Raw genomic sequence first — 23,597 nt, forward strand, 5'->3', positions numbered from 1 at the left:
CAGACTGTGATACATAGCATCTACCAACGCTAAGGACATCACAATGGCAAAGCCTGCTCAGCAGAAAAAAAACTCCTCTAGAAGCCAAAACAGTATGTTTTTTTAATAACAAAGGAGGGGTCGGAAAAACCACCTTGGTAGCTAATTTGGCCGCCGAACTCTCTTTGAATCATAACAAAAAAGTTCTGATCATAGATGCTGACCCACAGTGTAACTTAAGTCAGTATGTCTTACCCGATGAAGAGTTCATAGCAGCATACTATAACGAAGGTTCCAGGAAACCGGCCGAACCCGAGACAATATTCAGCGTGATTCGCCCGCTATCATTAGGTAAAGGGTATAATCCCAATCTACCAATCCGGCACGTAGAAGAATTTGGTATTGATGTTATTATTGGCGATCCTCGCCTCGCTTTACACGAAGACTTACTAGCCCAAGACTGGCGAGAGGCGAAAGCTGGTGGTATTAGAGGACTTAGAACCACCCTCGTATTTCACAATGTAATCCTTCAAGCTAGAAAAAATTACGATTATATATTTTTCGATATGGGGCCATCCCTTGGGGCGATCAACCGAGCAATATTGCTCGCGGTAGACTATTTTGTCGTACCCATGGCAATCGATATATTTTCAAGTTGGGCGCTAAAAAATATTGGCGAGGCCGTCAAGCTCTGGGAGAAAGACTTGGCTTACGGACTTTCTAACTCGGAATTCCCGTCGGAAGTACCTAGCTTTGCAAAGAAAAACTTAAAATTTGTAGGCTATGTCACTCAGCAACATAAAGAGCGTAGTCGTGACGGCAGTGCAAGAATTGTAGAGGCCTATGAGGAAATTAGTAAAAAATTGCCAGCAGTAGTGAAGCAGCAGTTAAATATTTTCTATCCAACATCCATGAATCCTCACCTAGGAGTTATCAAGCATCTCGCTAGCCTTGCTCCGAAATCTCAAACGCTACACCAGCCTATGATTAGCGTAAAAGCGAAAGGAAGTTTCACGGTTTCTAGAAAACAAGCGAGGGAAATTTATCAGGCGTTAGCATTAAGGTTTTTTGAAAACATTGATCTGTTGGCGGCCCAAAAATGACTGTCATCAATCCCGACCTTATAAATGATTTAGCTGAACGGCGAACAGTGATCTTTGTTGGAGCAGGGGTCAGCGCAGGCGTGACAACTCGTAGCGGTGGGAGACTGAAGGTCTGGGATGCATTCCTGAAAGAAAATGCAGAAAAATTAACTGATCGCGCCATTAAAAAGCAAGCCCTCGAACTAATCAGAAATGCCGACTACCTGATGGCGTGCGAGCTAATTAGCCGAGGATTGGGCGATAAAGCCTGGGAGGCAGCGCTAACTACGGAATATAATCAACGTGCTCAACCCAGTTCTCTTCAAAAGCTGATTATGCAGCTAAAACAGAGAATTATTTTAACAACGAATTTCGATTTATTCTTGGAAAAGGCCTGGGATGAAGTTAATTCAGATTCGACCCACAACCCAAAAATTCTTAAAAAATTAGACTCGAACGCTCTTCATGCCTTCAGAGACTCTGATGAATACATTATAAAAATTCACGGATCGATTGATGATCTTGATAGCATGATTTTTACAAAAAAAGAGTATTCAGACAAGGCTTATGGAAATTGGGCATATTCAAAATTCATTGAAACCATTCTTTTAACACACACCGTAATTTTTGTCGGATTCTCGCTTGCAGATCCGGCCATTTCACAGATAATTGAAAATTACGCGCACCACCTACCACAAGCTCGCCCACATTATATTTTTCTAGCCGGTAATCAGTCAGAGACCTTTGTTCAAATAAATAAAGACCTTCGGCGGATATTCATAGTCCCATACAAAAAAACGCCAGATCACGGTGAATTGACAACCCTTTTTGAAAGAATTGTTAGCGAGGTAGATTCACGACGCAGGGAAATGAACCTTGCTGCGCTTCGGTCCAGGGAATAATGGTTTTAGTTAATATAGGGCTACAGTTGTTCGTGCCTGGATTAGTATTTCGTGAGCACCCCGCCAACTATGAAATAGTAAGCTGAAGCTGTGATTGGCATAAGAATCATGAGTGCGATCATTGCAGCGAATGACGGAGAAATTGCCGCGTGCTCACGAGTTGGCGACGCGGCCTATCCAGAAAAGATTACTGCGCCGGCGAGTAAATAGTTGCCTGCTGGGAGGCTTTATACGGAAATGGTGACGGATTTATTTTGGTCGCAGCCCAAGACGTCATCCCTGAATGATCGTAATGCACTTCGGGTAGATCGCCATCTAGCTTGGGGCTGTGAACGATCTTCTATACCGACTGAAATTTTTCGACTTACATACCTCCGCCACTCACATTGCGGCTCCCTACTGTGCGCGCTACCTTTTCCCTGTCGCTGCCAACTCAGCGACAGGGCCTGGAAACCCGTGGAACAGAAGATAGGCGCATAGGCGCCATCATCGATTAGATTGCTGGCGCTTTCTTCTACGGTAGGAGTAGCGCATGAACGTTTCGACTCAAGAGCTTCAGCTTCAAGTCTCCAGCATCCACGCATTCGCTGGAGGTGCCCAATGAGCAATCCACCCACAAGCAAAACCCTAGGCGTCATCACCTTTTCCCAGTGTGGCTCCCAAGGACGTGAACTATTTCGCGTAAACCCCGGCGTCCCCATTCTGGAAGCCATGGAGCACGCCTCCCTCCTGCTCTATTGCGCCAAAGCACTCTCCCTCGATGCCGCCCTGGAAAGCGACGGCGAACGCTACGCCTGGGCATCGCATTACCTGGGCGAGATGGGTAAGGCCGTCATCGACGATTTGACTCAGGGAATGTTGCGCGGGGAGAGGGGTTAAGGACCGGGCGATCCTCGATTGATGTCGGGATTGGCGGCGGCGCACGGCAGGCTCACCGCGTTATCGTTCTTCGCGAGCAAGCTCGGCTCCTACAGGGATCGTGGTGCCTTTCGCTTTTCTGTAGGCGAAAAAAAAGACCTTGAAATTCAAGGTCTTTTTTTAAGATGGTGCCCCGAGGGAGACTCGAACTCCCACTCCTTTCGAAAACGGATTTTGAATCCGCCGCGTCTACCAATTCCGCCATCAGGGCTCAATGGCGGCGAAGTATAGAGACGTGTTTACCGTTGGTCAATCGGCTTTCGTGGTCAATTTTTACGATTTCCGCTAAACTTCCCGGCCCTGCTGAACGAACCCCATCATGCGCGTCGCTGACTTTACTTTCGAGCTCCCCGATTCCCTGATCGCTCGCCATCCCCTGGCCGAGCGACGCCTCAGTCGCCTGCTGACCCTCGACGGCCCCAGCGGTGCGCTCGCACACCGTCAATTCACTGATTTGCTTGAGCATTTACGCCCTGGCGATCTGATGGTGTTCAACAATACCCGGGTCATTCCAGCCCGCCTGTTCGGCCAGAAAGCCTCCGGCGGCAAGTTGGAAATCCTCGTGGAAAGGGTCCTCGATACCCACCGCGTGCTGGCCCATGTGCGCTCCAGCAAGTCGCCGAAACCCGGCTCGAAGATCCTTATCGACGGCGGTGGCGAAGCCGAGATGCTCGCCCGCCACGACACGCTCTTCGAACTGGGCTTCGCCGAGGAAGTGCTGCCGCTGCTGGAGCGCGTCGGCCATATGCCGTTGCCTCCTTATATAGACCGCCCCGATGAAGGCGCCGACCGCGAGCGCTATCAGACCGTCTACGCCGAGCGCCTCGGCGCCGTGGCCGCACCTACCGCCGGGCTGCATTTCGATCAGCCGCTGCTCGATGCCATTGCCGCCAAGGGCGTCGAAAGCGCTTTTGTCACCCTGCACGTCGGCGCCGGAACCTTCCAGCCAGTTCGTGTGGAACGTCTCGAAGACCACCACATGCACCACGAATGGCTGGAAGTCAGCCAGGAAGTGGTCGACGCCGTCGCTGCCTGCCGCGCGCGTGGCGGGCGGGTGATCGCCGTCGGCACCACCAGCGTCCGTTCGCTGGAAAGCGCCGCCCGCGACGGCGTGCTCAAGCCCTTCAGCGGCGACACCGACATCTTTATCTTCCCGGGCCGTCCCTTCCATGTGGTCGACGCCCTGGTAACCAATTTCCACCTGCCCGAATCCACGCTGCTGATGCTGGTTTCGGCCTTCGCCGGTTACCCCGAGACCATGGCCGCCTACAAGGCCGCCGTGGACAACGGCTACCGCTTCTTCAGCTACGGTGATGCGATGTTCATCACCCGCAACCCGGCGCCTGCCGCACCCAAGGATCGGGCCCCAGAGGATCAAGCATGAGTCGCACCTGTCGTATGTCGTTCGAGCTGCTCGCCACTGATGGCAAGGCTCGTCGCGGTCGCCTGACCTTCCCCCGCGGTACCGTCGAAACCCCGGCCTTCATGCCGGTGGGCACCTACGGCACGGTCAAGGGCATGCTGCCACGGGATATCGTCGCCACCGGCGCCGAGATCATCCTCGGCAACACCTTCCACCTGTGGCTGCGCCCGGGCACCGAGGTGATCAAGGAGCACGGCGACCTGCACGACTTCATGCAGTGGAAAGGCCCGATCCTCACCGACTCCGGCGGCTTCCAGGTGTTCAGCCTGGGCGCCATGCGCAAGATCAAGGAGGAGGGCGTGACCTTCGCCTCGCCGGTCGACGGCGCCAAGGTGTTCATGGGCCCGGAGGAGTCGATGCAGGTCCAGCGCGACCTGGGCTCGGACATCGTGATGATTTTTGACGAGTGCACCCCGTACCCGGCTGACGAAGACGTCGCCCGGGTGTCCATGGAGCTGTCGCTGCGCTGGGCCCAGCGCTCGAAAAACGCCCACGGCGACAACACCGCCGCATTGTTCGGCATCGTCCAGGGCGGCATGCACGAGAATCTGCGCAAGCGCTCCCTCGAAGGCCTCGACCAGATCGGCTTCGACGGCCTGGCCATCGGCGGCCTGTCGGTGGGCGAGCCCAAGCACGAGATGATCAAGGTACTGGATTACCTGCCCGGCCTGATGCCTGCTGACAAACCTCGTTACCTTATGGGCGTTGGCAAGCCGGAAGATCTCGTAGAGGGTGTGCGCCGCGGGGTGGACATGTTCGATTGCGTGATGCCAACCCGTAATGCCCGCAATGGGCACCTGTTCATCGATACCGGCGTGCTGAAGATCCGCAACGCGTTCCATCGCCATGATGAATCGCCGCTGGATCCGACCTGCGACTGCTACACCTGCCAGAACTTCTCCCGTGCTTATCTGCATCATTTGGACAAGTGCGGCGAAATGCTGGGGAGCATGTTGAATACGATCCACAATTTGCGCCATTACCAGCGCCTGATGGCTGGTTTGCGCGAGGCTATTCAACAGGGTACATTGGCCGCCTTTGTCGATGCCTTCTACGCCAAACGCGGGCTTCCCGTACCGCCTTTGGACTGAATTTTCAGAACTGAATTCTTGCAACTGGAGTGCTAAATGAGCTTTTTCATCTCTAACGCGTTCGCGGACGGTGCCGCACCGGCTGCTGCCGCCGGTCCGATGGGCGGTGGTTTCGAATGGATTTTCCTGGTCGGCTTCCTGGTCATCTTCTACCTGATGATCTGGCGTCCACAGGCCAAGCGCGCCAAGGAGCAGAAGAACCTGCTGGGCAACCTGGCCAAGGGCGACGAAGTGGTCACCACTGGTGGTATCGCCGGCAAGATCACCAAGGTCAGCGACGATTTCGTGGTGCTGGAAGTGTCCGACACCGTCGAAATGAAGTTTCAGAAGGGCGCCATCGCGGCCACCCTGCCTAAAGGCACGCTGAAAGCGATCTAGGTTTCAACTCTTAACAATCGACGGGGCGCGCAAGGCGCCCCGCGTCATAAGCGGGCGGCGTGATGCTGAACAAATACCCTCTGTGGAAATACCTACTGATCCTGGCGGTGCTGGCGGTCGGTTTTATTTATTCCGCTCCCAATCTCTATCCTGACGATCCGGCGATCCAGGTCAGCGGCGCAAGTACTGCACTGCAGGTCACCCAGGTCGATCTGGACCGCGTGAGCAAGGCGCTCACCGACGCCGGGATCGCCGTCAAGGGCGCCACCCTGGCTGCCGGCGGCAAAGGCGGCCTGGTCCGTTTGACCAAGCAGGAAGACCAACTGCCGGCCAAGGACGTGGTACGCAAAGCCCTTGGCGACGACTATGTCGTGGCCCTGAACCTGGCACAGACCACTCCGCAATGGCTGCGCAGCCTCGGCGCGCACCCGATGAAGCTGGGCCTGGACTTGTCCGGTGGTGTGCACTTCCTGCTGGAAGTGGACATGGAAAAAGCCGTTGACGCCCGCCTGAAAGTCTATGACGGCGACGTCAAGAGCCTGCTGCGCAAGGAGCGTGTGCGTTATCGCACCCTGCCGCCATTCAATGGCGCCATCCAGTTGGGCTTTGCTGACACGGATACCCGCGAGCAGGCCCGTGCATTGGTCCGCAAGAACTTCAACGATTTCGACATTGTAACGGCCGATCTCAACGATCAGCCGGTACTGCGTCTGGCGATGACCCCGGCCAAGCTGGCGGAAATCCGCGAATACTCCATCAAGCAGAACTTGACCACGGTCCGTAACCGCGTCAACGAGCTGGGTGTGGCCGAGCCACTGGTACAGCGTCAGGGTGCCAACCGCATCGTGGTCGAGCTGCCGGGCGTACAGGACACCGCTGAAGCCAAGCGGATCCTCGGCAAGACCGCCAACCTGGAGTTCCGTCTGGCCGCCGAGCCGGGGGCTTCGAAGGCGACCTCCGAGGAGTTCGAGTTCCGTGAAGGCAATCGTCCTCCGGCGCAGATCGAGCGTGGCCTGATCATCACCGGTGACCAGGTGACCGATGCCAAGGCCGGCTTCGACGAGCACGGTCGTCCACAGGTGAACATCAAGCTTGATGGTCACGGTGGCGAGCTGATGAGCCGGGCGACCCGTAGCAACGTCGGTCGCAGCATGGCGGTGATCTTCATCGAGCAGAAGCCGATCACCACCTACACCAAGCAGGTCGTCAACGGCGTCGAGAAAGACGTGCCGGTGCAGACCTTCAAGGAAGAGAAGAAGATCATCAGCCTGGCGACCATCCAGTCGCCGCTGGGCAGTCAGTTCCGCATCACCGGCCTGAACGGCCAGGGCGAGTCCTCGGAACTGGCGCTGCTGCTGCGTGCCGGTGGTCTGGCCGCGCCGATGTACTTCGCTGAAGAACGTACCATCGGCCCGAGCCTGGGTGCCGACAACATCACCAAGGGTATCGATGCGTCGCTGTGGGGCATGCTGTTCGTCTCGCTGTTCATCATCGCCATCTACCGCTTCTTCGGCGTCATTGCCACCGTGGCGCTGGCTTTCAACATGGTTGCCTTGCTGGCGCTGATGTCCCTGCTGGGGGCGACGCTGACCCTGCCGGGCATCGCCGGTATCGTCCTGACCATGGGCATGGCGGTGGACGCCAACGTGCTGATTTTCTCGCGGATACGTGAAGAGATTGCCGCGGGAATGACGGTGCAGCGAGCGATCAACGAAGGCTTTGGTCGTGCGTTCACGGCGATTGTCGACGCCAACCTGACCACCTTGCTGGTGGGCGGCATCCTCTTTGCCATGGGCACCGGCCCGGTCAAAGGCTTTGCGGTGACCATGTCCCTCGGGATCTTTACCTCGATGTTCACGGCCATTCTGGTGACCCGCGCGATGGTCAACCTGATCTTCGGCGGTCGTGACTTCAAGAAGTTGTGGATTTAAGGGGCTGCCATGTTACGTACTATCAACTTCATGGGTGTTCGCAACGTTGCGTTCGGCTTCACCCTGTTCCTCACTGCATTGGCCTTGTTCAGCTGCTTCCACAAGGGCATGAACTACGGCCTGGACTTTACCGGCGGTACGCTCATCGAGCTGACCTACGAGCATGCGGCGGATGTCTCCAAGGTGCGCGAGCAGCTGAGTGAGTCCGGTTATCACGAGGCGATCGTGCAGAGTTTTGGCGCGACCACCGACCTGCTGGTGCGGATGCCGGGGGCGGACCCGCAGCTGGGCCATCAGGTGGCCGAGGCGCTGCAGAAGGTCGGCGGCGATAACCCGGCGCAGATCAAGCGCGTCGAGTTCGTCGGTCCGCAGGTCGGTGAAGAGCTGCGCGACCAGGGCGGCCTCGGCATGCTCATGGCGCTGGGCGGCGTCCTGATCTACCTGGCGTTCCGCTTCCAGTGGAAATTCGCGGTCGGTGCCATCGTCTCGCTGATCCACGACGTGGTGGTGACCGTGGGTATCCTCTCGTTCTTCCAGGTCACCTTCGACCTGACGGTGCTGGCGGCGGTACTGGCGATCATCGGTTACTCGCTCAACGACACCATCGTGGTCTTCGACCGGGTGCGCGAGAACTTCCGGGTGCTGCGCAAGGCCAGCCTGATCGAGAACATCAACGTCTCGACCACCCAGACCCTGCTGCGGACCATGGCGACGTCGATCTCCACCCTGTTGGCGATTACCGCGCTGCTGTTCTTTGGTGGCGACAACCTGTTCGGCTTCTCCATTGCCCTGTTCGTCGGGGTGTTGGCGGGTACCTACTCGTCGATCTACATCGCCAACGTGGTGCTGATCTGGCTGAATCTGAACAGCGAGGATTTGATTCCTCCGGCCAATACCCAGAAGGAAGTCGACGACCGTCCTTGACGCGAATCGCTCCCCTGGTTGTCAGCTGAAAGGCGCGAGTGTTGAACTCGCGCCTTTTTTTGTACTCCAAGGCTAGGAGAGCGCGGGCATTGATCCGCTTGTGATGGTCAGGAGATTCACATGAACAAGTCGTTGCTGGTGGGTGCGGTATTGGGTGCTGTCGGTGTGACTGCCGGGGGTGCTGTTGCCACCTATAGCCTGGTAAAAAGCGGCCCTGAGTATGCGCAAGTATTGGCGGTAGAGCCGGTCAAGACTCAAATCAAGACCCCGCGCCAGGTTTGTGAAGATGTCGCGGTCACCCGGCAGAAGCCGGTCCAGGATGAGCACCGGCTGGCCGGTACCGCACTGGGTGCGGTGGGCGGTGGCTTGCTCGGCAGCCTGGTCGGTGGCGGTCGCGGCAAGACCCTGGCCACCGTGGTCGGTGCGGTCGGTGGCGGTTACGCGGGTAACAAGGTGCAGGAGGGCATGCAGGAGCGTGACACCTACACCACGACCCAGAAGCGCTGCAACACGGTCAACGACGTCAGCGACAGGGTTGTCGGCTACGACGTGCGTTACCAGTTGGGCGGCAAGGAAGGCAAGATCCGCATGGATCGCGATCCGGGCAACCAGATCCCGGTGGACAAGGACGGTCATCTGGTCCTCAGCCAGAACCAGGGGCAGCCAGCCCAGCAGCCGGGCCAGTAAGGCCTTCCGTAGAGACATAAAAAATGCCCCGTATCGCAAGATACGGGGCATTTTTTTGTTCGGCGAAAGCCTAGCGCTTCAGCGAGGCCGGCAGGTGCGGCTGGATCGCCGTCAGCACGGCCTTGAAGCACTTGGTGTTGCCGGCAACGATATGGCCTTTTTCCAGGAAGTCGTGACCGCCGGTGAAGTCGCTCACCAGGCCGCCGGCCTCTTGGATCAGCAGGGCGCCTGCCGCCATGTCCCACTCGGACAGGCCCGACTCCCAGAACGCATCGAAGCGACCGGCGGCCACATAGGCCAGGTCGAGGCTCGCGGCACCGGCGCGGCGGATGCCGGCGGTCTGGCCGACCAGGGCGCGGAACATGCCCAGGTAGTTGTCCAGGTTGTCCATCTGGTCGTCACGGAACGGGAAGCCGGTACCCAGCAGGGCGCCGTCCAGGCTGGTGCGGCCGCTGACGCGCAGGCGCCGACCGTTGAGCTGGGCGCCACGGCCACGGGAGGCGGTGAATTCTTCCTGGCGGACCGGGTCGAGGACCACGGCGTGCTCGAGGCGACCACGGTATTTGCAGGCGATGCTGACCGCGAAGTGCGGGATGCCGCGCAGGAAGTTGGTGGTGCCATCGAGGGGGTCGATGATCCACAGGTATTCTTCGCCTTCGCCGCTGCCGGCGTGGAAGCCGGTTTCTTCGCCACGGATGCCGTGGGTCGGATAGGCCTTGCGCAGCGCGTCGATAATTTTCTGTTCGGCGGCGCGATCCACTTCGGACACATAGTCCTTGGCGTCTTTTTCGTCGACCTTGATGGTATCCAGGCGCTCGATGGAGCGGAAAATCAATTCACTGGCGCTGCGGGCGGCGCGCAGCGCGATATTCAGCATGGGCTGCATGGACATTTCACCTAGAGTGTTAAAGAAAGCCGAACATTCTACCAGAAAAGTCCCGGGGGAGAAGGACGACGTTGGCGCTCGTGGCGCAATCCCCAGTGCTTCTGTAAGATTTGCTCCCCTTCGCCGAGTCTGAGAGTGTCTCTCGTGCTGCAAAATATTCGTGTTGTCCTGGTCAATACCAGTCATCCGGGCAATATCGGCGGGGCCGCGCGGGCCATGAAGAACATGGGGCTGTCGCGCCTGGTATTGGTGGAGCCGCGGATCTTTCCGTCCGCTGAAGCCGATGCGCGGGCTTCCGGTGCCACCGATATCCTTGAAAACGCGCAAGTCGTCGCCACCTTGGAAGAGGCGTTGAACGGCTGCAACCTGGTGTTTGGCACCAGCGCCCGTGACCGCCGGATTCCCTGGCCGCTGCTCGATCCTCGCGAATCCGGGGTGAAGGTGGTCGAGGAGGCCGGGCAGGGTGCCGAGATCGCGCTGGTGTTCGGGCGCGAGGATTCCGGCCTGACCAACGACGAGCTGCAGCGATGTCATTATCACGTGCATATTCCGTCCGATCCGGACTTCAGCTCGCTCAACCTGGCCACGGCGGTGCAGGTGCTGGCTTATGAGGTGCGGATGTCCTGGCTGGCGGCCGTCGGGCAGCCGAGCAAGGTAGAGAAGCTGGAAGTGGCGTCGACGCGCAGCGAAGAGCTGGCGACCATGGATGAGATGGAGCGGTTCTACGGCCATCTGGAGCAGACCCTGGTGGCCATCGACTTCCTCGACCCCGAAAAGCCGCGCCATCTGATGGCTCGGTTGCGTCGCCTGTACGGGCGCAGTTCGGTCAGTCGCGCCGAGATGAATATTTTGCGGGGCATCCTCACGGAAACCGAAAAAGCGGCCCGGGGCGAGCTCCTTAAGCGGAAGGATCAGTGATGTTCGAGCGTTTGCGAGAAGATATCCAGAGCGTATTCCATCGTGACCCGGCGGCGCGCAATGCCTTTGAAGTGCTGACCTGCTATCCGGGCCTGCATGCCATCTGGCTGCATCGCCTGGGTCATGCGTTGTGGGGCATGGGCTGGAAGTGGCTGGCGCGAGTGGTGTCGAACTTCGGTCGCTGGTTGACCGGTATCGAGATCCATCCCGGGGCCAAGGTCGGGCGGCGGTTCTTTATCGACCATGGCATGGGTATCGTGATCGGCGAAACCGCCGAGATCGGCGATGACGTGACGATTTATCAGGGGGTGACCCTGGGTGGCACCAGTTGGAACAAGGGCAAGCGTCACCCGACGTTGGAGGATGGCGTGGTGGTGGGTGCCGGCGCCAAGGTGCTGGGGCCGTTTACCGTCGGCGCCGGGGCCAAGGTCGGTTCCAATGCGGTGGTGACCAAGGCGGTGCCTCCGGGGGCGACGGTGGTCGGTATTCCGGGGCGGATCATCATGAAGGCTGACGATCAGGTCGAAGCCAAGCGCAAGGCGATGGCGGAGAAGATCGGTTTCGATGCCTATGGCGTCAGCGAAGACATGCCGGACCCGGTGGCGCGGGCCATTGGTCAGTTGCTTGATCACTTGCAGGCGGTGGATGGGCGTCTGGAGGGGATGTGCGGGGCGCTGAAGGACCTGGGTAGCAGCTATTGCGCCAAGGAGTTGCCGGAGTTGCAGTGTGATGGGTTTGTTGAGGTGAAGGGCGAGAACGAGGCCAAGGCGGGCTGATCTTCGTCGGGCTTGCCCGCGAAGAGGCCTTTGAAGGCCGTAAAAAACCATCGATCCAGCGCAATGCCATTACGCCCCGGACTTTGCTACAATTCGCGCGCGGTTTTAGCGGTAAACCCGACTAAAGCACTAGGTCTTATAGTTGACTTAAATACTCGGGAATAGCATACTCTTCCCCATCCCGATCCCGTAACTCCGTGGTACCTGTCCATGCGACTGACTACAAAAGGCCGATACGCCGTGACCGCCATGCTCGACCTGGCGTTGCACGCGCAGCGCGGGCCGGTGTCTCTGGCCGATATCTCCGAGCGCCAAGGCATCTCCCTGTCCTACCTCGAACAGCTTTTCGCCAAGTTGCGCCGCAGCAACCTGGTGTCCAGCGTGCGTGGTCCCGGCGGCGGCTACCAGCTGTCGCGCGAGATGCAGGGGATCCAGGTCGCCCAGGTGATCGATGCCGTGAATGAATCGGTCGATGCCACCAAATGCCAGGGGCTGGGCGATTGCCACGGCGGCGATACCTGCCTGACCCACCATCTGTGGTGCGACCTCAGCCTGCAGATCCACGAATTTCTCAGCGGTATCAGCTTGGCGGACCTTGTCACTCGCCGTGAAGTGCAAGAAGTCGCCCAGCGTCAGGATCAGCGCCGCGGTAATAACAGGGCGCTACACCTGGACAAGATCGAAGCGTCCGCCGTCGAATGACAGCCAAAGAGCCCGCGGTGCGCCAGCCAGCCTGATTTAGGAGAGTGTCCATGAAATTGCCGATTTACCTTGATTACTCAGCGACGACCCCGGTTGATCCGCGTGTCGCCCAGAAAATGAGTGAATGCCTGCTGGTCGACGGAAACTTCGGTAACCCGGCGTCCCGTTCCCACGTGTTTGGCTGGAAAGCCGAAGAGTCCGTGGAAAATGCGCGCCGCCAGGTGGCCGACCTGGTCAATGCCGACCCGCGCGAAATCGTCTGGACCTCCGGTGCCACCGAGTCCGACAACCTGGCGATCAAGGGTGTCGCACACTTCTATGCCAGCAAGGGCAAGCACCTGATCACCAGCAAGATCGAACACAAGGCTGTCCTCGACACCATGCGCCAACTGGAGCGCGAAGGTTTCGAAGTCACCTACATCGAGCCTCGTGAAGACGGCCTGATCACTCCGGCCATGGTCGAGGCCGCCCTGCGCGACGACACCATCCTGGTCTCGATCATGCACGTGAACAACGAGATCGGCACCATTAACGACATCGCCGCCATCGGCGAGCTGACCCGCTCGCGCGGCGTGCTGTTCCATGTGGATGCGGCTCAGTCCACCGGCAAGGTCGACATCGACCTGCAGCAACTGAAAGTCGACCTGATGTCCTTCTCGGCCCACAAGACCTACGGTCCCAAAGGCATCGGCGCGCTGTACGTCAGCCGCAAGCCGCGGGTTCGCCTCGAGGCGACCATGCATGGCGGCGGTCATGAGCGTGGCATGCGTTCCGGCACCCTGGCGACCCACCAGATCGTCGGCATGGGCGAAGCGTTCCGTGTGGCCAAGGAAGACATGGCGGCCGAGAACCTGCGCATCAAGGCCCTGAGCGAGCGCTTCTACAAGCAGGTCGAGCATCTGGAAGAGCTGTACATCAACGGCAGCATGAGCGCCCGCGTACCGCACAACCTGAACCTGAGCTTCAACTACGTCGAAGGCGAGTCGCTGATCATGGCGCTCAAGGATCTGGCGGTTTCCTCCGGTTCCGCTTGCACCTCGGCTTCGCTGGAGCCTTCGTACGTACTGCGTGCCCTGGGCCGTAACGACGAACTGGCGCACAGCTCGATCCGCTTCACCTTCGGCCGCTTCACCACCGAAGAAGAAATCGATTATGCCGCGCAGAAAGTCTGCGAGGCCGTCACCAAGCTGCGCGCTTTGTCGCCGCTGTGGGACATGTTCAAAGACGGCGTCGATATCTCGAAGATCGAGTGGGCGGCACACTAAATAAAGAAGCCGCCACATACGGGTCCTGTAGCGACGCGGCAAGCAACGGCTGGCGCAGCACGGGACCGAGAGCGGCCCTGATGAGTGAGGATTAGTACCATGGCTTACAGCGAAAAGGTCATCGACCACTACGAAAACCCGCGTAACGTCGGCAAGATGAACGCGGAAGACCCGGATGTCGGCACCGGCATGGTCGGCGCCCCGGCGTGCGGCGACGTGATGCGCCTGCAGATCAAGGTCAACGAACAAGGCATCATCGAAGATGCCAAGTTCAAGACCTATGGTTGCGGTTCGGCTATCGCCTCCAGCTCCCTGGCTACCGAGTGGATGAAGGGCAAGACTCTGGATGAAGCGGAGACCATCAAGAACACTCAGCTGGCTGAAGAGCTGGCCCTGCCGCCAGTGAAAATCCACTGCTCGGTACTCGCCGAAGATGCCATCAAGGCCGCCGTTCGCGATTACAAGCAGAAGAAAGGCCTGATCTGAACGATCCGGCGTTGAAGACTTGGGCGATATAGTAAGGAGTCACCGATGGCTATCAGCATGACAGAAGCGGCTGCTCGACACGTGCGACGCTCCCTTGACGGGCGCGGCAAAGGTGAAGGGATTCGTCTGGGTGTTCGCACCACAGGCTGTTCCGGCCTGGCCTACGTGCTGGAGTTCGTCGACGAGGTGGTGGCGGAAGACCAGGTGTTCGAGAGTCACGGCGAGAAAGTGATCATCGACCCGAAAAGCCTCACCTACCTGGACGGCACCGAGCTGGATTTCGTCAAGGAAGGGTTGAACGAAGGCTTCAAGTTCAACAACCCCAACGTGCGCGGTGAATGTGGCTGCGGCGAAAGCTTCAACATCTGAGGCTTCTTGTGGGTACTCCTTGTCATTTCGCTTTATTCGAGTTGCAGCCGAGCTTTACGCTGGATCTCGAACAGTTGGCCGCGCGCTATCGAGAACTGGCGCGCGCTGTGCACCCGGACCGCTTTGCCGACGCTTCCGAGCGTGAGCAACGCCTGGCCCTGGAGCAGTCCGCCAGCCTCAACGAGGCCTACCAGACCCTCAAGAGTCCTCCCAAGCGTGCGCGCTACCTGCTCGCCATGGGCGGTCGCGAGTTGCCGCTGGAGGTCACGGTGCACGATCCGGATTTCCTCATGCAGCAGATGCAGTGGCGCGAGGAACTCGAGGAGTTGCAGGACGAGGCGGACCTGCCCGGTATCGCCACGTTCAAGCGCCGCTTGAAAGTCGCCCAGGATCAATTGAACGACAGCTTCGCAGCCTGTTGGAACGATGCCGCGCAACGCGAACAGGCCGAACGCCTGATGCGGCGCATGCAGTTTCTCGACAAGCTCACCTACGAAGTGCGCCAGTTAGAAGAGCGCCTCGACGATTAACCCAGTGCCGCCTCGGTCGCACGCCTGATATTCAGATAAGTCCAGATAACGATGGCCCTACTGCAGATCGCCGAACCCGGCCAGAGTCCTCAACCGCACCAGCGTCGCCTGGCTGTGGGGATCGACTTGGGCACTACCAATTCGCTGGTCGCTGCATTGCGCAGTGGTCTTTCCGAGCCGTTGCCCGATGCCGACGGGCAGGTGATCCTGCCGTCCGCGGTGCGCTATCACGCCGACCGCATTGAAGTCGGCCAGTCGGCCAAGCTGGCCGCCGCCGGTGATCCGTTCAATACCGTGTTGTCGGTGAAGCGCCTGATGGGCCGCGGCCTGGCGGACGTCAAGCAGTTGGGCGAGCAACTGCCCTACCGCTTTGTCGGCGGTGAGTCGCACATGCCGTTCATCGACACTGTGCAGGGGCCGAAAAGCCCGGTGGAAGTGTCCGCGGAAATCCTCAAGGTGCTGCGTCAGCGCGCCGAGTCGAGCCTGGGCGGCGAACTGGTGGGGGCGGTGATCACCGTGCCGGCTTATTTCGATGAGCCCCAGCGCCAGGCGACCAAGGATGCGGCCCGGCTTGCCGGGCTCAACGTGCTGCGCCTGCTCAACGAGCCGACCGCTGCTGCGGTGGCTTACGGCCTGGATCAGAATGCCGAAGGCGTGGTCGCCATCTATGACCTGGGTGGCGGGACCTTCGATATTTCCATCCTGCGCCTGACCCGTGGCGTCTTCGAAGTGCTGGCCACCGGTGGCGACAGTGCCCTGGGCGGCGATGATTTCGACCATGCGATTGCCGGCTGGATCATTGAGCAGGCGGGTTTGTCCGCCGATCTCGATCCGGGGGCGCAGCGTCATCTGCTGCAAACCGCCTGTGCCGCCAAGGAAGCCCTGACCGATACGGCTTCGGTCGAGGTGGTGTATGGCGACTGGCGGGCGGTATTGACCCGCGAAACCTTCGATGCGCTGATCGAGCCCATGGTTGCGCGCAGCCTCAAGGCTTGCCGACGCGCCGTGCGTGACTCGAACGTGGAGCTCGACGAGGTCCAGGCCGTGGTCATGGTCGGTGGTTCGACCCGTGTGCCGCGTGTTCGCGAGGCGGTCGCCGAGATGTTCGGTCGCCAGCCGTTGACCGAGATCGATCCCGATCAGGTGGTGGCCATCGGTGCCGCGATCCAGGCCGATACCCTGGCCGGCAACAAGCGCGATGGTGGCGAGTTGCTGCTGTTGGACGTGATTCCGTTGTCCTTGGGGCTGGAGACCATGGGCGGCCTGATGGAGAAGGTGATTCCGCGCAACACCACCATCCCTGTCGCCCGGGCCCAGGACTTCACCACTTATAAAGATGGCCAGTCGGCCATGATGATCCACGTCCTGCAGGGCGAACGTGAGCTGATCAGCGACTGCCGCTCCCTGGCGCGCTTCGAATTGCGCGGCATTCCGGCCATGGTTGCGGGCGCGGCGAAGATCCGCGTGACCTTCCAGGTCGATGCCGACGGCTTGCTCGATGTCTCGGCCCGCGAACTGGGTTCGGGTGTCGAGGCGAGCATCCAGGTCAAGCCGTCCTACGGCCTGACCGACGGCGAAATCGCCAGGATGCTCAAGGATTCGTTCCAGTACGCCGGTGACGACAAGGTCGCCCGTGTGCTGCGTGAGCAGCAGGTCGACGCCCAGCGTCTGGTCGAGGCCGTGCAGGCGGCTTTGGAAGCCGATGGCGAGCGCTTGCTGGATGCCGACGAGCGCATGGTCATTGACCTGCAGGTGCGGGAACTGACCGAACTGATGAAAGGCACCGATGGTTACGCCATCGAGCAGCAGACCAAGCGTCTGTCGCAAGTGACCGACGCCTTTGCCGCCCGCCGCCTGGATTCGACGGTCAAGGCCGCCCTTGCGGGGCGCAACCTGAATGAGATTGGGGAATAACGATGCCGCAGGTGATTTTTCTGCCACACGAAAAGTTTTGCCCCGAGGGCTTGGTCGTAGAGGCTGAGACGGGGGTCTCGATCCTCGAACTGGCTCACGAGAACCACATCGAAATGGAAAGTGCCTGTGGTGGTGTTTGCGCCTGTACCACCTGTCATTGCCTGATTCGCGAAGGTTTCGACTCGCTGGAAGAGGCCGATGAGCTGGAAGAAGACTACCTTGATAAGGCTTGGGGGCTGGAAGCCCAGTCGCGCCTGGCTTGTCAGGCCAAAGTCGGGACCGAGGACCTGACCGTCGAGATTCCGAAGTACTCGCTCAACCACGCCGCCGAAGCGCCGCATTGATTCAAGGAGCTGTCATGAGCCTGAAATGGGTTGATGTGCTGGAAATCGCGATTCAACTGGCTGAAACCAAGCCGGAAGTTGATCCAATGTCGGTCAACTTCGTCGATCTGCAGAAGTGGGTGATGGCATTACCCGAGTTCGATGACAAGCCTGAGCACTGCGGCGAGAAGATTCTGGAGGCCATTCAGGCCCACTGGATCGAAGAACGCGACTGAGCAATGCAGCAGGTTAGGCAATACCCAGGAACCCGCGTATAATTCGCGGGTTTAATTTTTGGCAAATCACTGTTTCTGGAGTTACACCATGGCTGTTCAACGTACTTTCTCCATCATCAAGCCTGACGCCGTTGCAAAAAACGTGATCGGCAAGATCGTTTCCCGTTTTGAAGACGCTGGCCTGCGCGTTGTCGCTTCGAAAATGAAGCAACTGTCCAAAGCTGAAGCCGAAGGCTTCTACGCTGAGCACAGCGCTCGCGGTTTCTTCGGCGAACTGGTTGCCTTCATGACTTCCGGTCCGGTGGTTGTCCAGGTGCTGGAAGGTGAAAACGCTATCGCTCGCAACCGTGAGCTGATGGGCGCTACCAACCCTAAAGAAGCCGCTGCCGGTACCATCCGCGCCGATTTCGCCGAGTCCATCGACGCCAACGCCGTACACGGTTCGGACTCCGAAGCTGCCGCTGCTCGCGAAATTGCTTACTTCTTCGCTGCTACCGAAGTAACCGCTCGCTAAGCACAGGCTTATGAGTGAAGGTGAAACCATGACGACATCGACTGGCAAGACAAACCTGTTGGGGCTGACTCAACCGGAAATGGAAAAATTCTTCGACTCAATCGGGGAGAAGCGTTTCCGTGCCGGTCAGGTAATGAAATGGATTCACCACTTTGGCGTCGATGATTTCGATGCCATGACGAACGTCAGCAAGGCCTTGCGCGAAAAGCTCAAGGCTGTTGCTGAGGTGCGTGGTCCGGAAGTGGTCAGCGAGGACATTTCCACCGACGGCACCCGTAAATGGGTGGTGCGCGTGGCGTCCGGCAGCTGCGTCGAGACCGTCTACATTCCCCAGGGCAAGCGCGGCACCTTGTGTGTTTCGTCCCAGGCGGGCTGTGCCCTGGACTGCAGTTTCTGCTCCACCGGCAAGCAAGGCTTCAACAGCAACCTCACCGCCGCCGAAGTCATCGGCCAGGTGTGGATTGCCAACAAATCCTTTGGCAGCGTCCCGGCGACCGTCGACCGTGCCATCACCAACGTGGTGATGATGGGCATGGGTGAGCCGCTGCTGAACTTCGACAACGTCATCGCGGCCATGCACCTGATGATGGACGACCTGGGCTACGGCATCTCCAAGCGCCGCGTGACCCTGTCGACCTCCGGCGTGGTACCGATGATCGACGTGCTCGCCGAGCACATCGACGTCTCCCTGGCACTGTCGCTGCACGCACCGAATGACGCATTGCGTAACCAATTGGTGCCGATCAACAAGAAATATCCGCTTAAGATGCTGCTTGAGTCGTGCCGTCGCTACATGGCGACCCTCGGCGAGAAGCGCGTCCTGACCATCGAGTACACCCTGCTCAAGGATGTCAACGACCAGGTCGAGCACGCCGTCGAGATGATCGAGCTGCTCAAGGACACGCCGTGCAAGATCAACCTGATTCCGTTCAACCCGTTCCCGCATTCGGGCTACGAGCGCCCGAGCAACAATGCGATCCGGCGTTTCCAGGATCTGTTGCATCAGGCCGGCTACAACGTCACGGTACGCACCACCCGCGGTGAAGACATCGACGCGGCTTGTGGTCAACTGGTGGGGCAGGTGCTGGATCGCACCCGTCGCAGCGAACGCTACATCGCCGTACGTGAGCTGAGTGCCGATGCCGAAAGTCCGCAAAGCGCCGCGAACCGAAACTGAGAGAGGACCTCCATGACCCTGCGCGCTGCGCTCCTTGTAGTATTCGTCGGCCTGTTGGCCGGCTGCGTTTCCACGGGTAATGTCGACCCGTTGAGTACCAGCAAGGGGCGCGATGAAGCGCGCGCGGCCTATGTGCAACTGGGCATCGGTTATCTGCAGCAAGGCCAGACCGAACAGGCCAAGGTGCCGCTCAAGAAAGCCCTGGAGATGAACAGCTCCGATCCGGATGCCAACGCCGCCCTGGCGCTGGTGTTCCAGGCCGAAGGCGAAACGCAACTGGCCGAGGAGCACTTCCACAAGGCCCTGTCGTCGCGTCCGAACGACGCGCGCACGCTCAACAATTACGGCAGCTTCCTGTTCGAACTCAAGCGTTACAAGGACGCCTACGAGCGTTTCGAGCAGGCCGCCGCCGACAGCCTCTACACCGAACGCTCGCGGGTTTTCGAAAACCTCGGCCTGACCGCCCTGGCCCTCGGCCAACGCGACCTGGCCCTGCAACATTTCGACAAATCCCTGCGCCTGAACCGTCAACAGCCACGTGCTTTGCTGGAAATGGCTGAGTTGTCTTACGAAGACAGGCATTATGTGCCCGCACGCGATTATTACGCGCGTTTCAGCCTGCTGAGCGAGCAAAATGCACGTAGTCTATTGCTCGGTATCCGCCTGGCGAAAATCTACGAAGATCGTGACAAGGCCGCCAGTTACGGCTTGCAACTAAAACGACTCTATCCCGGTACGCCGGAATATCAGCAATACCTGTCGGAGCAAAGATGAAAGCGGCGCAACCCGAATTTGTAGCAGCGACTCGCGTCAACCCCGGTGAGACCCTGCGTCAGGCCCGCGAGAGCAATGGTTGGACGCTGGCCGAGGTGGCCGTGAAGCTCAACCTCACGGTGTCGTCCCTGAGCAACCTGGAAACCGGTGCCTTCGACAAGCTGCCGGGGCATACCTTTGCCCGGGGTTATATCCGCGCCTACGCCAAGTTGCTCGGCATGGACCAGGCCGTCCTGGTCCAGCAGTTCGACCAGAGCACCGGCACTGACTCCCAGGGCAGCAGCGTCCAGGCCCTGGGACGTATCGAGGAGCCGGTACGGTTTTCCCACACCCTCCTGCGCATTGTCAGCCTGCTGTTGCTGATCGCCGTGATCGGCGGTGGCTTCGTCTGGTGGCAGGACCAGGCCAGCCTGCGCTCCAAGGACCAGGCGACGATCAGCATGGAGCACGTCGAAGTCGAAAGCGCCGACGGCACCACGCAGATTCATCCGATCGACGAGCCGGAAGACCAGGCGGTGAGCGAAAACCAGGCGGCCTCCGAGGCGCCGGCACCTGAAGGCGCGACCGAGGCCCAGCCCGCAGTCCCGGCGGCCAGCGCCCCGGCAACCCCGGCGGTGGTGCCTGTGCCGCATTCGGCGCAGACCCTGGTGGTGGCCCCGACGGCTGCTCCGGCGCCGATGTCGACGGTCGCGCCAGGCGCCCCGGTCAATGGCGCCCCGGCTGCCGCCGAGCCCGTGGCCGGTGCCGGCCAGGTCCGCCTGACCTTCGTCGCCGATTGCTGGACCCAGGTCACCGACGGCAATGGCAAGGTCCTGGTCAGCGGTCTCAAGCGCAAGGGCGAGAACCTTGAGCTCAGCGGCAAGCCACCTTTTGCCGTGCGCCTGGGCTATGCCCGTGGTGCACAGATCACATACAACGGTCAGCCGGTCGATATCGCCCCGTTCACCAGTGGCGAGACCGCTCGCCTGAAGCTAGGTCAATAAGTCATGCACGGCCAATCTCCTATCAAGCGTCGCGAATCCCGTAAAATCTGGGTCGGCTCGGTACCAGTAGGCGGCGATGCGCCGATCGCGGTGCAGAGCATGACCAACAGCGACACCAATGACGTCGCGGCCACCGTGGCGCAGATCAATCGCCTGGAAGCCGCGGGCGTCGATATCGTGCGGATTTCCGTGCCGGATATGGACGCCGCCGAGGCTTTCGGTCGGATCAAGCAGTTGGTCAAGGTGCCGCTGGTCGCCGATATCCACTTCGACTACCGGATCGCCCTGCGCGTGGCCGAACTGGGTGTCGACTGCCTGCGTATCAACCCGGGCAATATCGGTCGCGAAGACCGTGTACGCGCGGTGGTCGATGCCGCCCGTGATCGTGGGATTCCGATCCGTATCGGCGTCAACGCCGGGTCCCTGGAAAAAGACCTGCAGAAAAAGTACGGCGAGCCTACGCCAGAGGCGTTGGTCGAGTCCGCCCTGCGCCATGTCGAGCACCTGGAACGCCTGAACTTCCAGGACTTCAAGGTCAGCGTAAAGGCTTCCGACGTGTTCATGGCGGTAGCCGCCTACCGCCTGCTGGCCAAGGAAATCGTCCAGCCGCTGCACCTGGGGATCACCGAAGCCGGTGGTTTGCGTTCAGGCACGGTGAAATCCGCCGTCGGCCTCGGTATGCTGCTGGCCGAAGGGATTGGCGATACTATCCGCATCTCGTTGGCGGCCGACCCGGTCGAGGAAGTGAAAGTCGGCTACGACATCCTCAAGTCCCTGCACCTGCGTTCCCGTGGCATCAACTTCATCGCCTGCCCGAGCTGCTCGCGACAGAACTTCGATGTGGTCAAGACCATGAACGAGCTGGAAGGGCGCCTGGAAGACCTGCTGGTGCCGCTGGATGTGGCGGTGATCGGGTGCGTGGTCAACGGACCGGGTGAGGCCAAAGAGGCCCATATCGGCCTGACCGGTGGGACGCCGAACCTGATCTACATCGATGGCAAGCCGGCACAGAAACTGACGAATGACAATCTGGTGGATGAGCTCGAAAGGCTGATCCGGCAGAAGGCGGCCGAAAAGGTCGAAGCCGACGCGGCGCTGATCGCCCGCGGCTGATCGAAGAATTTAAGGATATTTTGTGAGCAAGTCTTTGCAAGCCATTCGTGGCATGAACGACATCCTGCCCGAGCAGACTCCCCTGTGGCGTTATTTCGAGGGCAGCGTTGCGCGTCTGCTGGATAACTACGGTTACAAGCAGATCCGCATGCCGATCGTCGAGTTCACCGAGCTGTTCAAGCGCTCCATCGGTGAAGTGACCGATATCGTCGAAAAAGAGATGTACACCTTCGAGGACCGCAACGGCGATTCCCTGACCCTGCGTCCGGAAGGTACTGCGGCCTGCGTGCGTGCTGTGCTGGAGCACGGCATCACCGGTGGCGGCCAGCCGCAGAAACTCTGGTACATCGGCCCGATGTTCCGCCACGAGCGGCCGCAGAAAGGCCGTTATCGCCAGTTCCACCAGATCGGCTGCGAAGTCTTCAATATCGACGGCCCGGATATCGACGCCGAGCTGATCGTGCTGACCTGGCGCCTGTGGGGCCTGCTGGGCATCCGCAACGCGGTCAAGCTCGAACTCAACAGCCTGGGCACCAGCGAGTCCCGCGGGCGTTATCGCGAGGCCCTGGTGGAGTTCCTCGGCGCGCGTCTCGAACTGCTGGACGAAGACAGCCAGCGCCGCCTGAAGACCAATCCGCTGCGGGTGCTCGACACCAAGAACCCGGAAACCCAGGCCGTGCTGGTGGATGCGCCGAAACTCGCCGACTACCTCGACGAAGAATCGCGCGTGCACTTTGACGGCCTCAAGGCCCGTCTCGATGCCGCCGGTATTCCCTACGTGATCAATCCCAAGCTGGTGCGCGGGCTGGATTACTACAGCAAGACCGTTTTCGAGTGGGTCACCGACCAATTGGGCGCCCAGGGCACGGTCTGTGCCGGTGGCCGCTACGATGGCCTGGTGGAGCAGATGGGCGGCAAGCCGACTCCGGGCGTGGGTTTTGCCATGGGTATCGAGCGGCTGATCCTGCTGCTGGAAACCCTGGGGCAGGTGCCGGAAGAAATCGCCCGTCAGGTCGACGTCTACCTCTGCGCCTTCGGCGAGGCCGCTGAACTCGCGGCCCTGGCCCTGAGCGAGAAAGTCCGTGACCAGTTGCCGAACCTGCGCCTGCAGGTCAACGCCGGTGCCGGCAGCTTCAAGAGCCAGTTCAAGAAAGCTGACAAAAGTGGTGCGCTGTACGCCTTGATCCTCGGAGACGACGAATTGGCCCAGCAAGTGGTAGGTTTCAAACCCCTGCGTGGCCAGGGCGAGCAACAAAGCATTGCCTGGGAGGCTCTTTCCGAGCACTTGGCCACCTGCGTCGTGCAGGGTTGAAGCT

Annotated in this window: 26 protein-coding genes and 1 tRNA gene; 25 read left to right on the forward strand and 2 right to left on the reverse strand. The window is 59.7% G+C overall.

Features of this window, described 5'->3' with window-relative positions; genetic code table 11:
• Nucleotides 1-53: 53 nt before the first annotated feature.
• From M5B96_RS12960 to M5B96_RS12970, 3 genes are all read left to right on the forward strand, one after another.
• Nucleotides 54-1,082 carry a ParA family protein gene (locus M5B96_RS12960; RefSeq protein WP_263859565.1) on the forward strand — a complete coding sequence of 343 codons (1,029 nt, stop codon included), beginning with the start codon at nt 54-56 and terminating at the stop codon, nt 1,080-1,082.
• Entirely contained in the window at nt 1,079-1,963 is an 885-nt protein-coding gene (locus M5B96_RS12965; RefSeq protein ID WP_248797084.1) for an SIR2 family protein, read from the forward strand. The genes M5B96_RS12960 and M5B96_RS12965 overlap by 4 nt, the downstream gene beginning before the upstream one ends.
• 600 nt (nt 1,964-2,563) lie before the next feature.
• On the forward strand, nt 2,564-2,842 hold the full coding sequence (locus M5B96_RS12970; protein WP_248797085.1) for a DUF3077 domain-containing protein: 279 nt from the start codon (nt 2,564-2,566) through the stop codon (nt 2,840-2,842).
• 165 nt (nt 2,843-3,007) lie between these two features.
• Here M5B96_RS12970 and M5B96_RS12975 read toward each other — a convergent pair.
• Nucleotides 3,008-3,092: transfer RNA gene (locus tag M5B96_RS12975), tRNA-Leu, on the reverse strand.
• A 108-nt stretch (nt 3,093-3,200) separates the two neighbouring features.
• On the opposite strand from M5B96_RS12975, the gene queA reads away from it, so the two are divergent.
• The 6 genes from queA to M5B96_RS13005 all read left to right on the forward strand — a co-directional run bounded on the left by queA (nt 3,201) and on the right by M5B96_RS13005 (nt 9,315).
• Nucleotides 3,201-4,265: a tRNA preQ1(34) S-adenosylmethionine ribosyltransferase-isomerase QueA gene (gene queA, locus M5B96_RS12980; RefSeq protein WP_248797086.1), complete on the forward strand. Its 1,065-nt coding sequence runs from the start codon at nt 3,201-3,203 to the stop codon at nt 4,263-4,265.
• Between the two features lie 14 nt (nt 4,266-4,279).
• On the forward strand, nt 4,280-5,395 hold the full coding sequence (gene tgt / locus M5B96_RS12985; protein ID WP_248797315.1) for a tRNA guanosine(34) transglycosylase Tgt: 1,116 nt from the start codon (nt 4,280-4,282) through the stop codon (nt 5,393-5,395).
• 36 nt (nt 5,396-5,431) lie between these two features.
• A complete protein-coding gene (gene yajC / locus M5B96_RS12990) occupies nt 5,432-5,773 on the forward strand; it encodes a preprotein translocase subunit YajC (RefSeq protein WP_248797087.1) in 342 nt (113 codons plus the stop codon).
• A gap of 62 nt (nt 5,774-5,835) precedes the next feature.
• The gene (gene secD / locus M5B96_RS12995) at nt 5,836-7,704 is read left to right on the forward strand and encodes a protein translocase subunit SecD (protein ID WP_248797088.1); all 1,869 of its coding nucleotides are present in this window, start codon (nt 5,836-5,838) and stop codon (nt 7,702-7,704) included.
• Nucleotides 7,705-7,713: 9 nt separating this feature from the next.
• Nucleotides 7,714-8,628 (forward strand): protein translocase subunit SecF, encoded by a 915-nt coding sequence (gene secF, locus M5B96_RS13000; RefSeq protein WP_248797089.1) that lies wholly within the window; start codon nt 7,714-7,716, stop codon nt 8,626-8,628.
• A 120-nt stretch (nt 8,629-8,748) separates the two neighbouring features.
• Nucleotides 8,749-9,315, forward strand: a complete 567-nt coding sequence (locus M5B96_RS13005) for a glycine zipper 2TM domain-containing protein (protein WP_248797090.1) — start codon at nt 8,749-8,751, stop codon at nt 9,313-9,315.
• 70 nt (nt 9,316-9,385) lie between these two features.
• On the opposite strand, the gene suhB is transcribed toward M5B96_RS13005, so the two are convergent.
• Nucleotides 9,386-10,201 (reverse strand): inositol-phosphate phosphatase, encoded by an 816-nt coding sequence (gene suhB / locus M5B96_RS13010; RefSeq protein WP_191486016.1) that lies wholly within the window; start codon nt 10,199-10,201, stop codon nt 9,386-9,388.
• Nucleotides 10,202-10,345: 144 nt separating this feature from the next.
• Here suhB and trmJ point away from each other — a divergent pair, with 144 nt between their 5' ends.
• From trmJ to hisS, 16 genes are all read left to right on the forward strand, one after another.
• Nucleotides 10,346-11,119 (forward strand): tRNA (cytosine(32)/uridine(32)-2'-O)-methyltransferase TrmJ, encoded by a 774-nt coding sequence (gene trmJ / locus M5B96_RS13015; RefSeq protein WP_248797091.1) that lies wholly within the window; start codon nt 10,346-10,348, stop codon nt 11,117-11,119.
• A complete protein-coding gene (gene cysE / locus M5B96_RS13020; protein ID WP_248797092.1) occupies nt 11,119-11,895 on the forward strand; it encodes a serine O-acetyltransferase in 777 nt (258 codons plus the stop codon). Before trmJ ends, cysE begins: the two co-directional genes overlap by 1 nt.
• A gap of 210 nt (nt 11,896-12,105) precedes the next feature.
• Nucleotides 12,106-12,597 carry a Fe-S cluster assembly transcriptional regulator IscR gene (gene iscR / locus M5B96_RS13025; protein WP_248797093.1) on the forward strand — a complete coding sequence of 164 codons (492 nt, stop codon included), beginning with the start codon at nt 12,106-12,108 and terminating at the stop codon, nt 12,595-12,597.
• Nucleotides 12,598-12,647: 50 nt separating this feature from the next.
• Nucleotides 12,648-13,862 carry an IscS subfamily cysteine desulfurase gene (locus M5B96_RS13030; protein ID WP_248797094.1) on the forward strand — a complete coding sequence of 405 codons (1,215 nt, stop codon included), beginning with the start codon at nt 12,648-12,650 and terminating at the stop codon, nt 13,860-13,862.
• Nucleotides 13,863-13,961: 99 nt separating this feature from the next.
• Nucleotides 13,962-14,348, forward strand: coding sequence for a Fe-S cluster assembly scaffold IscU (iscU, locus tag M5B96_RS13035; protein WP_007929523.1), 387 nt, complete (start codon nt 13,962-13,964; stop codon nt 14,346-14,348).
• Nucleotides 14,349-14,393: 45 nt separating this feature from the next.
• Nucleotides 14,394-14,717 (forward strand): iron-sulfur cluster assembly protein IscA, encoded by a 324-nt coding sequence (iscA, locus tag M5B96_RS13040; protein ID WP_010565230.1) that lies wholly within the window; start codon nt 14,394-14,396, stop codon nt 14,715-14,717.
• Nucleotides 14,718-14,725: 8 nt separating this feature from the next.
• Nucleotides 14,726-15,247, forward strand: a complete 522-nt coding sequence (gene hscB, locus M5B96_RS13045; RefSeq protein WP_248797095.1) for a co-chaperone HscB — start codon at nt 14,726-14,728, stop codon at nt 15,245-15,247.
• Nucleotides 15,248-15,298: 51 nt separating this feature from the next.
• Nucleotides 15,299-17,161, forward strand: coding sequence for a Fe-S protein assembly chaperone HscA (gene hscA / locus M5B96_RS13050; RefSeq protein WP_248797096.1), 1,863 nt, complete (start codon nt 15,299-15,301; stop codon nt 17,159-17,161).
• Between the two features lie 2 nt (nt 17,162-17,163).
• On the forward strand, nt 17,164-17,505 hold the full coding sequence (fdx, locus tag M5B96_RS13055) for an ISC system 2Fe-2S type ferredoxin (protein WP_248797097.1): 342 nt from the start codon (nt 17,164-17,166) through the stop codon (nt 17,503-17,505).
• Between the two features lie 14 nt (nt 17,506-17,519).
• On the forward strand, nt 17,520-17,720 hold the full coding sequence (gene iscX, locus M5B96_RS13060) for a Fe-S cluster assembly protein IscX (RefSeq protein WP_248797098.1): 201 nt from the start codon (nt 17,520-17,522) through the stop codon (nt 17,718-17,720).
• An 88-nt stretch (nt 17,721-17,808) separates the two neighbouring features.
• Nucleotides 17,809-18,234: a nucleoside-diphosphate kinase gene (ndk, locus tag M5B96_RS13065; RefSeq protein WP_191486007.1), complete on the forward strand. Its 426-nt coding sequence runs from the start codon at nt 17,809-17,811 to the stop codon at nt 18,232-18,234.
• A gap of 28 nt (nt 18,235-18,262) precedes the next feature.
• Entirely contained in the window at nt 18,263-19,411 is a 1,149-nt protein-coding gene (gene rlmN / locus M5B96_RS13070) for a 23S rRNA (adenine(2503)-C(2))-methyltransferase RlmN (RefSeq protein ID WP_248797099.1), read from the forward strand.
• A gap of 12 nt (nt 19,412-19,423) precedes the next feature.
• A complete protein-coding gene (pilW, locus tag M5B96_RS13075) occupies nt 19,424-20,185 on the forward strand; it encodes a type IV pilus biogenesis/stability protein PilW (RefSeq protein WP_248797100.1) in 762 nt (253 codons plus the stop codon).
• Nucleotides 20,182-21,168, forward strand: coding sequence for a helix-turn-helix domain-containing protein (locus M5B96_RS13080; RefSeq protein ID WP_248797101.1), 987 nt, complete (start codon nt 20,182-20,184; stop codon nt 21,166-21,168). Before pilW ends, M5B96_RS13080 begins: the two co-directional genes overlap by 4 nt.
• Nucleotides 21,169-21,171: 3 nt before the next feature.
• Complete coding sequence (ispG, locus tag M5B96_RS13085) at nt 21,172-22,281, forward strand: flavodoxin-dependent (E)-4-hydroxy-3-methylbut-2-enyl-diphosphate synthase (protein ID WP_248797102.1); 1,110 nt, start codon at nt 21,172-21,174, stop codon at nt 22,279-22,281.
• A gap of 22 nt (nt 22,282-22,303) precedes the next feature.
• Nucleotides 22,304-23,593 carry a histidine--tRNA ligase gene (gene hisS / locus M5B96_RS13090; RefSeq protein ID WP_248797103.1) on the forward strand — a complete coding sequence of 430 codons (1,290 nt, stop codon included), beginning with the start codon at nt 22,304-22,306 and terminating at the stop codon, nt 23,591-23,593.
• The last annotated feature ends 4 nt before the right edge of the window (nt 23,594-23,597 follow it).

It is taken from the genome of Pseudomonas sp. MWU13-2105, assembly GCF_023242315.1.
GTDB lineage: Bacteria > Pseudomonadota > Gammaproteobacteria > Pseudomonadales > Pseudomonadaceae > Aquipseudomonas.

Excerpts from the sequence above, each read along its gene's own strand:
- iscA (WP_010565230.1), top strand. The coding sequence starts at position 14,394 with ATGGCTATCAGCATGACAGAAGCGGCTGCTCGACACGTGCGACGCTCC.
- M5B96_RS13030 (WP_248797094.1), top strand. The coding sequence starts at position 12,648 with ATGAAATTGCCGATTTACCTTGATTACTCAGCGACGACCCCGGTTGAT.
- M5B96_RS12965 (WP_248797084.1), top strand. The coding sequence starts at position 1,079 with ATGACTGTCATCAATCCCGACCTTATAAATGATTTAGCTGAACGGCGA.
- secD (WP_248797088.1), top strand. The coding sequence starts at position 5,836 with ATGCTGAACAAATACCCTCTGTGGAAATACCTACTGATCCTGGCGGTG.
- iscU (WP_007929523.1), top strand. The coding sequence starts at position 13,962 with ATGGCTTACAGCGAAAAGGTCATCGACCACTACGAAAACCCGCGTAAC.
- tgt (WP_248797315.1), top strand. The coding sequence starts at position 4,280 with ATGTCGTTCGAGCTGCTCGCCACTGATGGCAAGGCTCGTCGCGGTCGC.
- cysE (WP_248797092.1), top strand. The coding sequence starts at position 11,119 with ATGTTCGAGCGTTTGCGAGAAGATATCCAGAGCGTATTCCATCGTGAC.
- yajC (WP_248797087.1), top strand. The coding sequence starts at position 5,432 with ATGAGCTTTTTCATCTCTAACGCGTTCGCGGACGGTGCCGCACCGGCT.
- ndk (WP_191486007.1), top strand. The coding sequence starts at position 17,809 with ATGGCTGTTCAACGTACTTTCTCCATCATCAAGCCTGACGCCGTTGCA.
- suhB (WP_191486016.1), bottom strand. The coding sequence starts at position 10,201 with ATGCAGCCCATGCTGAATATCGCGCTGCGCGCCGCCCGCAGCGCCAGT.
- secF (WP_248797089.1), top strand. The coding sequence starts at position 7,714 with ATGTTACGTACTATCAACTTCATGGGTGTTCGCAACGTTGCGTTCGGC.
- ispG (WP_248797102.1), top strand. The coding sequence starts at position 21,172 with ATGCACGGCCAATCTCCTATCAAGCGTCGCGAATCCCGTAAAATCTGG.
- pilW (WP_248797100.1), top strand. The coding sequence starts at position 19,424 with ATGACCCTGCGCGCTGCGCTCCTTGTAGTATTCGTCGGCCTGTTGGCC.
- iscX (WP_248797098.1), top strand. The coding sequence starts at position 17,520 with ATGAGCCTGAAATGGGTTGATGTGCTGGAAATCGCGATTCAACTGGCT.
- rlmN (WP_248797099.1), top strand. The coding sequence starts at position 18,263 with ATGACGACATCGACTGGCAAGACAAACCTGTTGGGGCTGACTCAACCG.
- M5B96_RS13005 (WP_248797090.1), top strand. The coding sequence starts at position 8,749 with ATGAACAAGTCGTTGCTGGTGGGTGCGGTATTGGGTGCTGTCGGTGTG.
- queA (WP_248797086.1), top strand. The coding sequence starts at position 3,201 with ATGCGCGTCGCTGACTTTACTTTCGAGCTCCCCGATTCCCTGATCGCT.
- hscA (WP_248797096.1), top strand. The coding sequence starts at position 15,299 with ATGGCCCTACTGCAGATCGCCGAACCCGGCCAGAGTCCTCAACCGCAC.
- fdx (WP_248797097.1), top strand. The coding sequence starts at position 17,164 with ATGCCGCAGGTGATTTTTCTGCCACACGAAAAGTTTTGCCCCGAGGGC.
- M5B96_RS12970 (WP_248797085.1), top strand. The coding sequence starts at position 2,564 with ATGAGCAATCCACCCACAAGCAAAACCCTAGGCGTCATCACCTTTTCC.
- iscR (WP_248797093.1), top strand. The coding sequence starts at position 12,106 with ATGCGACTGACTACAAAAGGCCGATACGCCGTGACCGCCATGCTCGAC.
- M5B96_RS13080 (WP_248797101.1), top strand. The coding sequence starts at position 20,182 with ATGAAAGCGGCGCAACCCGAATTTGTAGCAGCGACTCGCGTCAACCCC.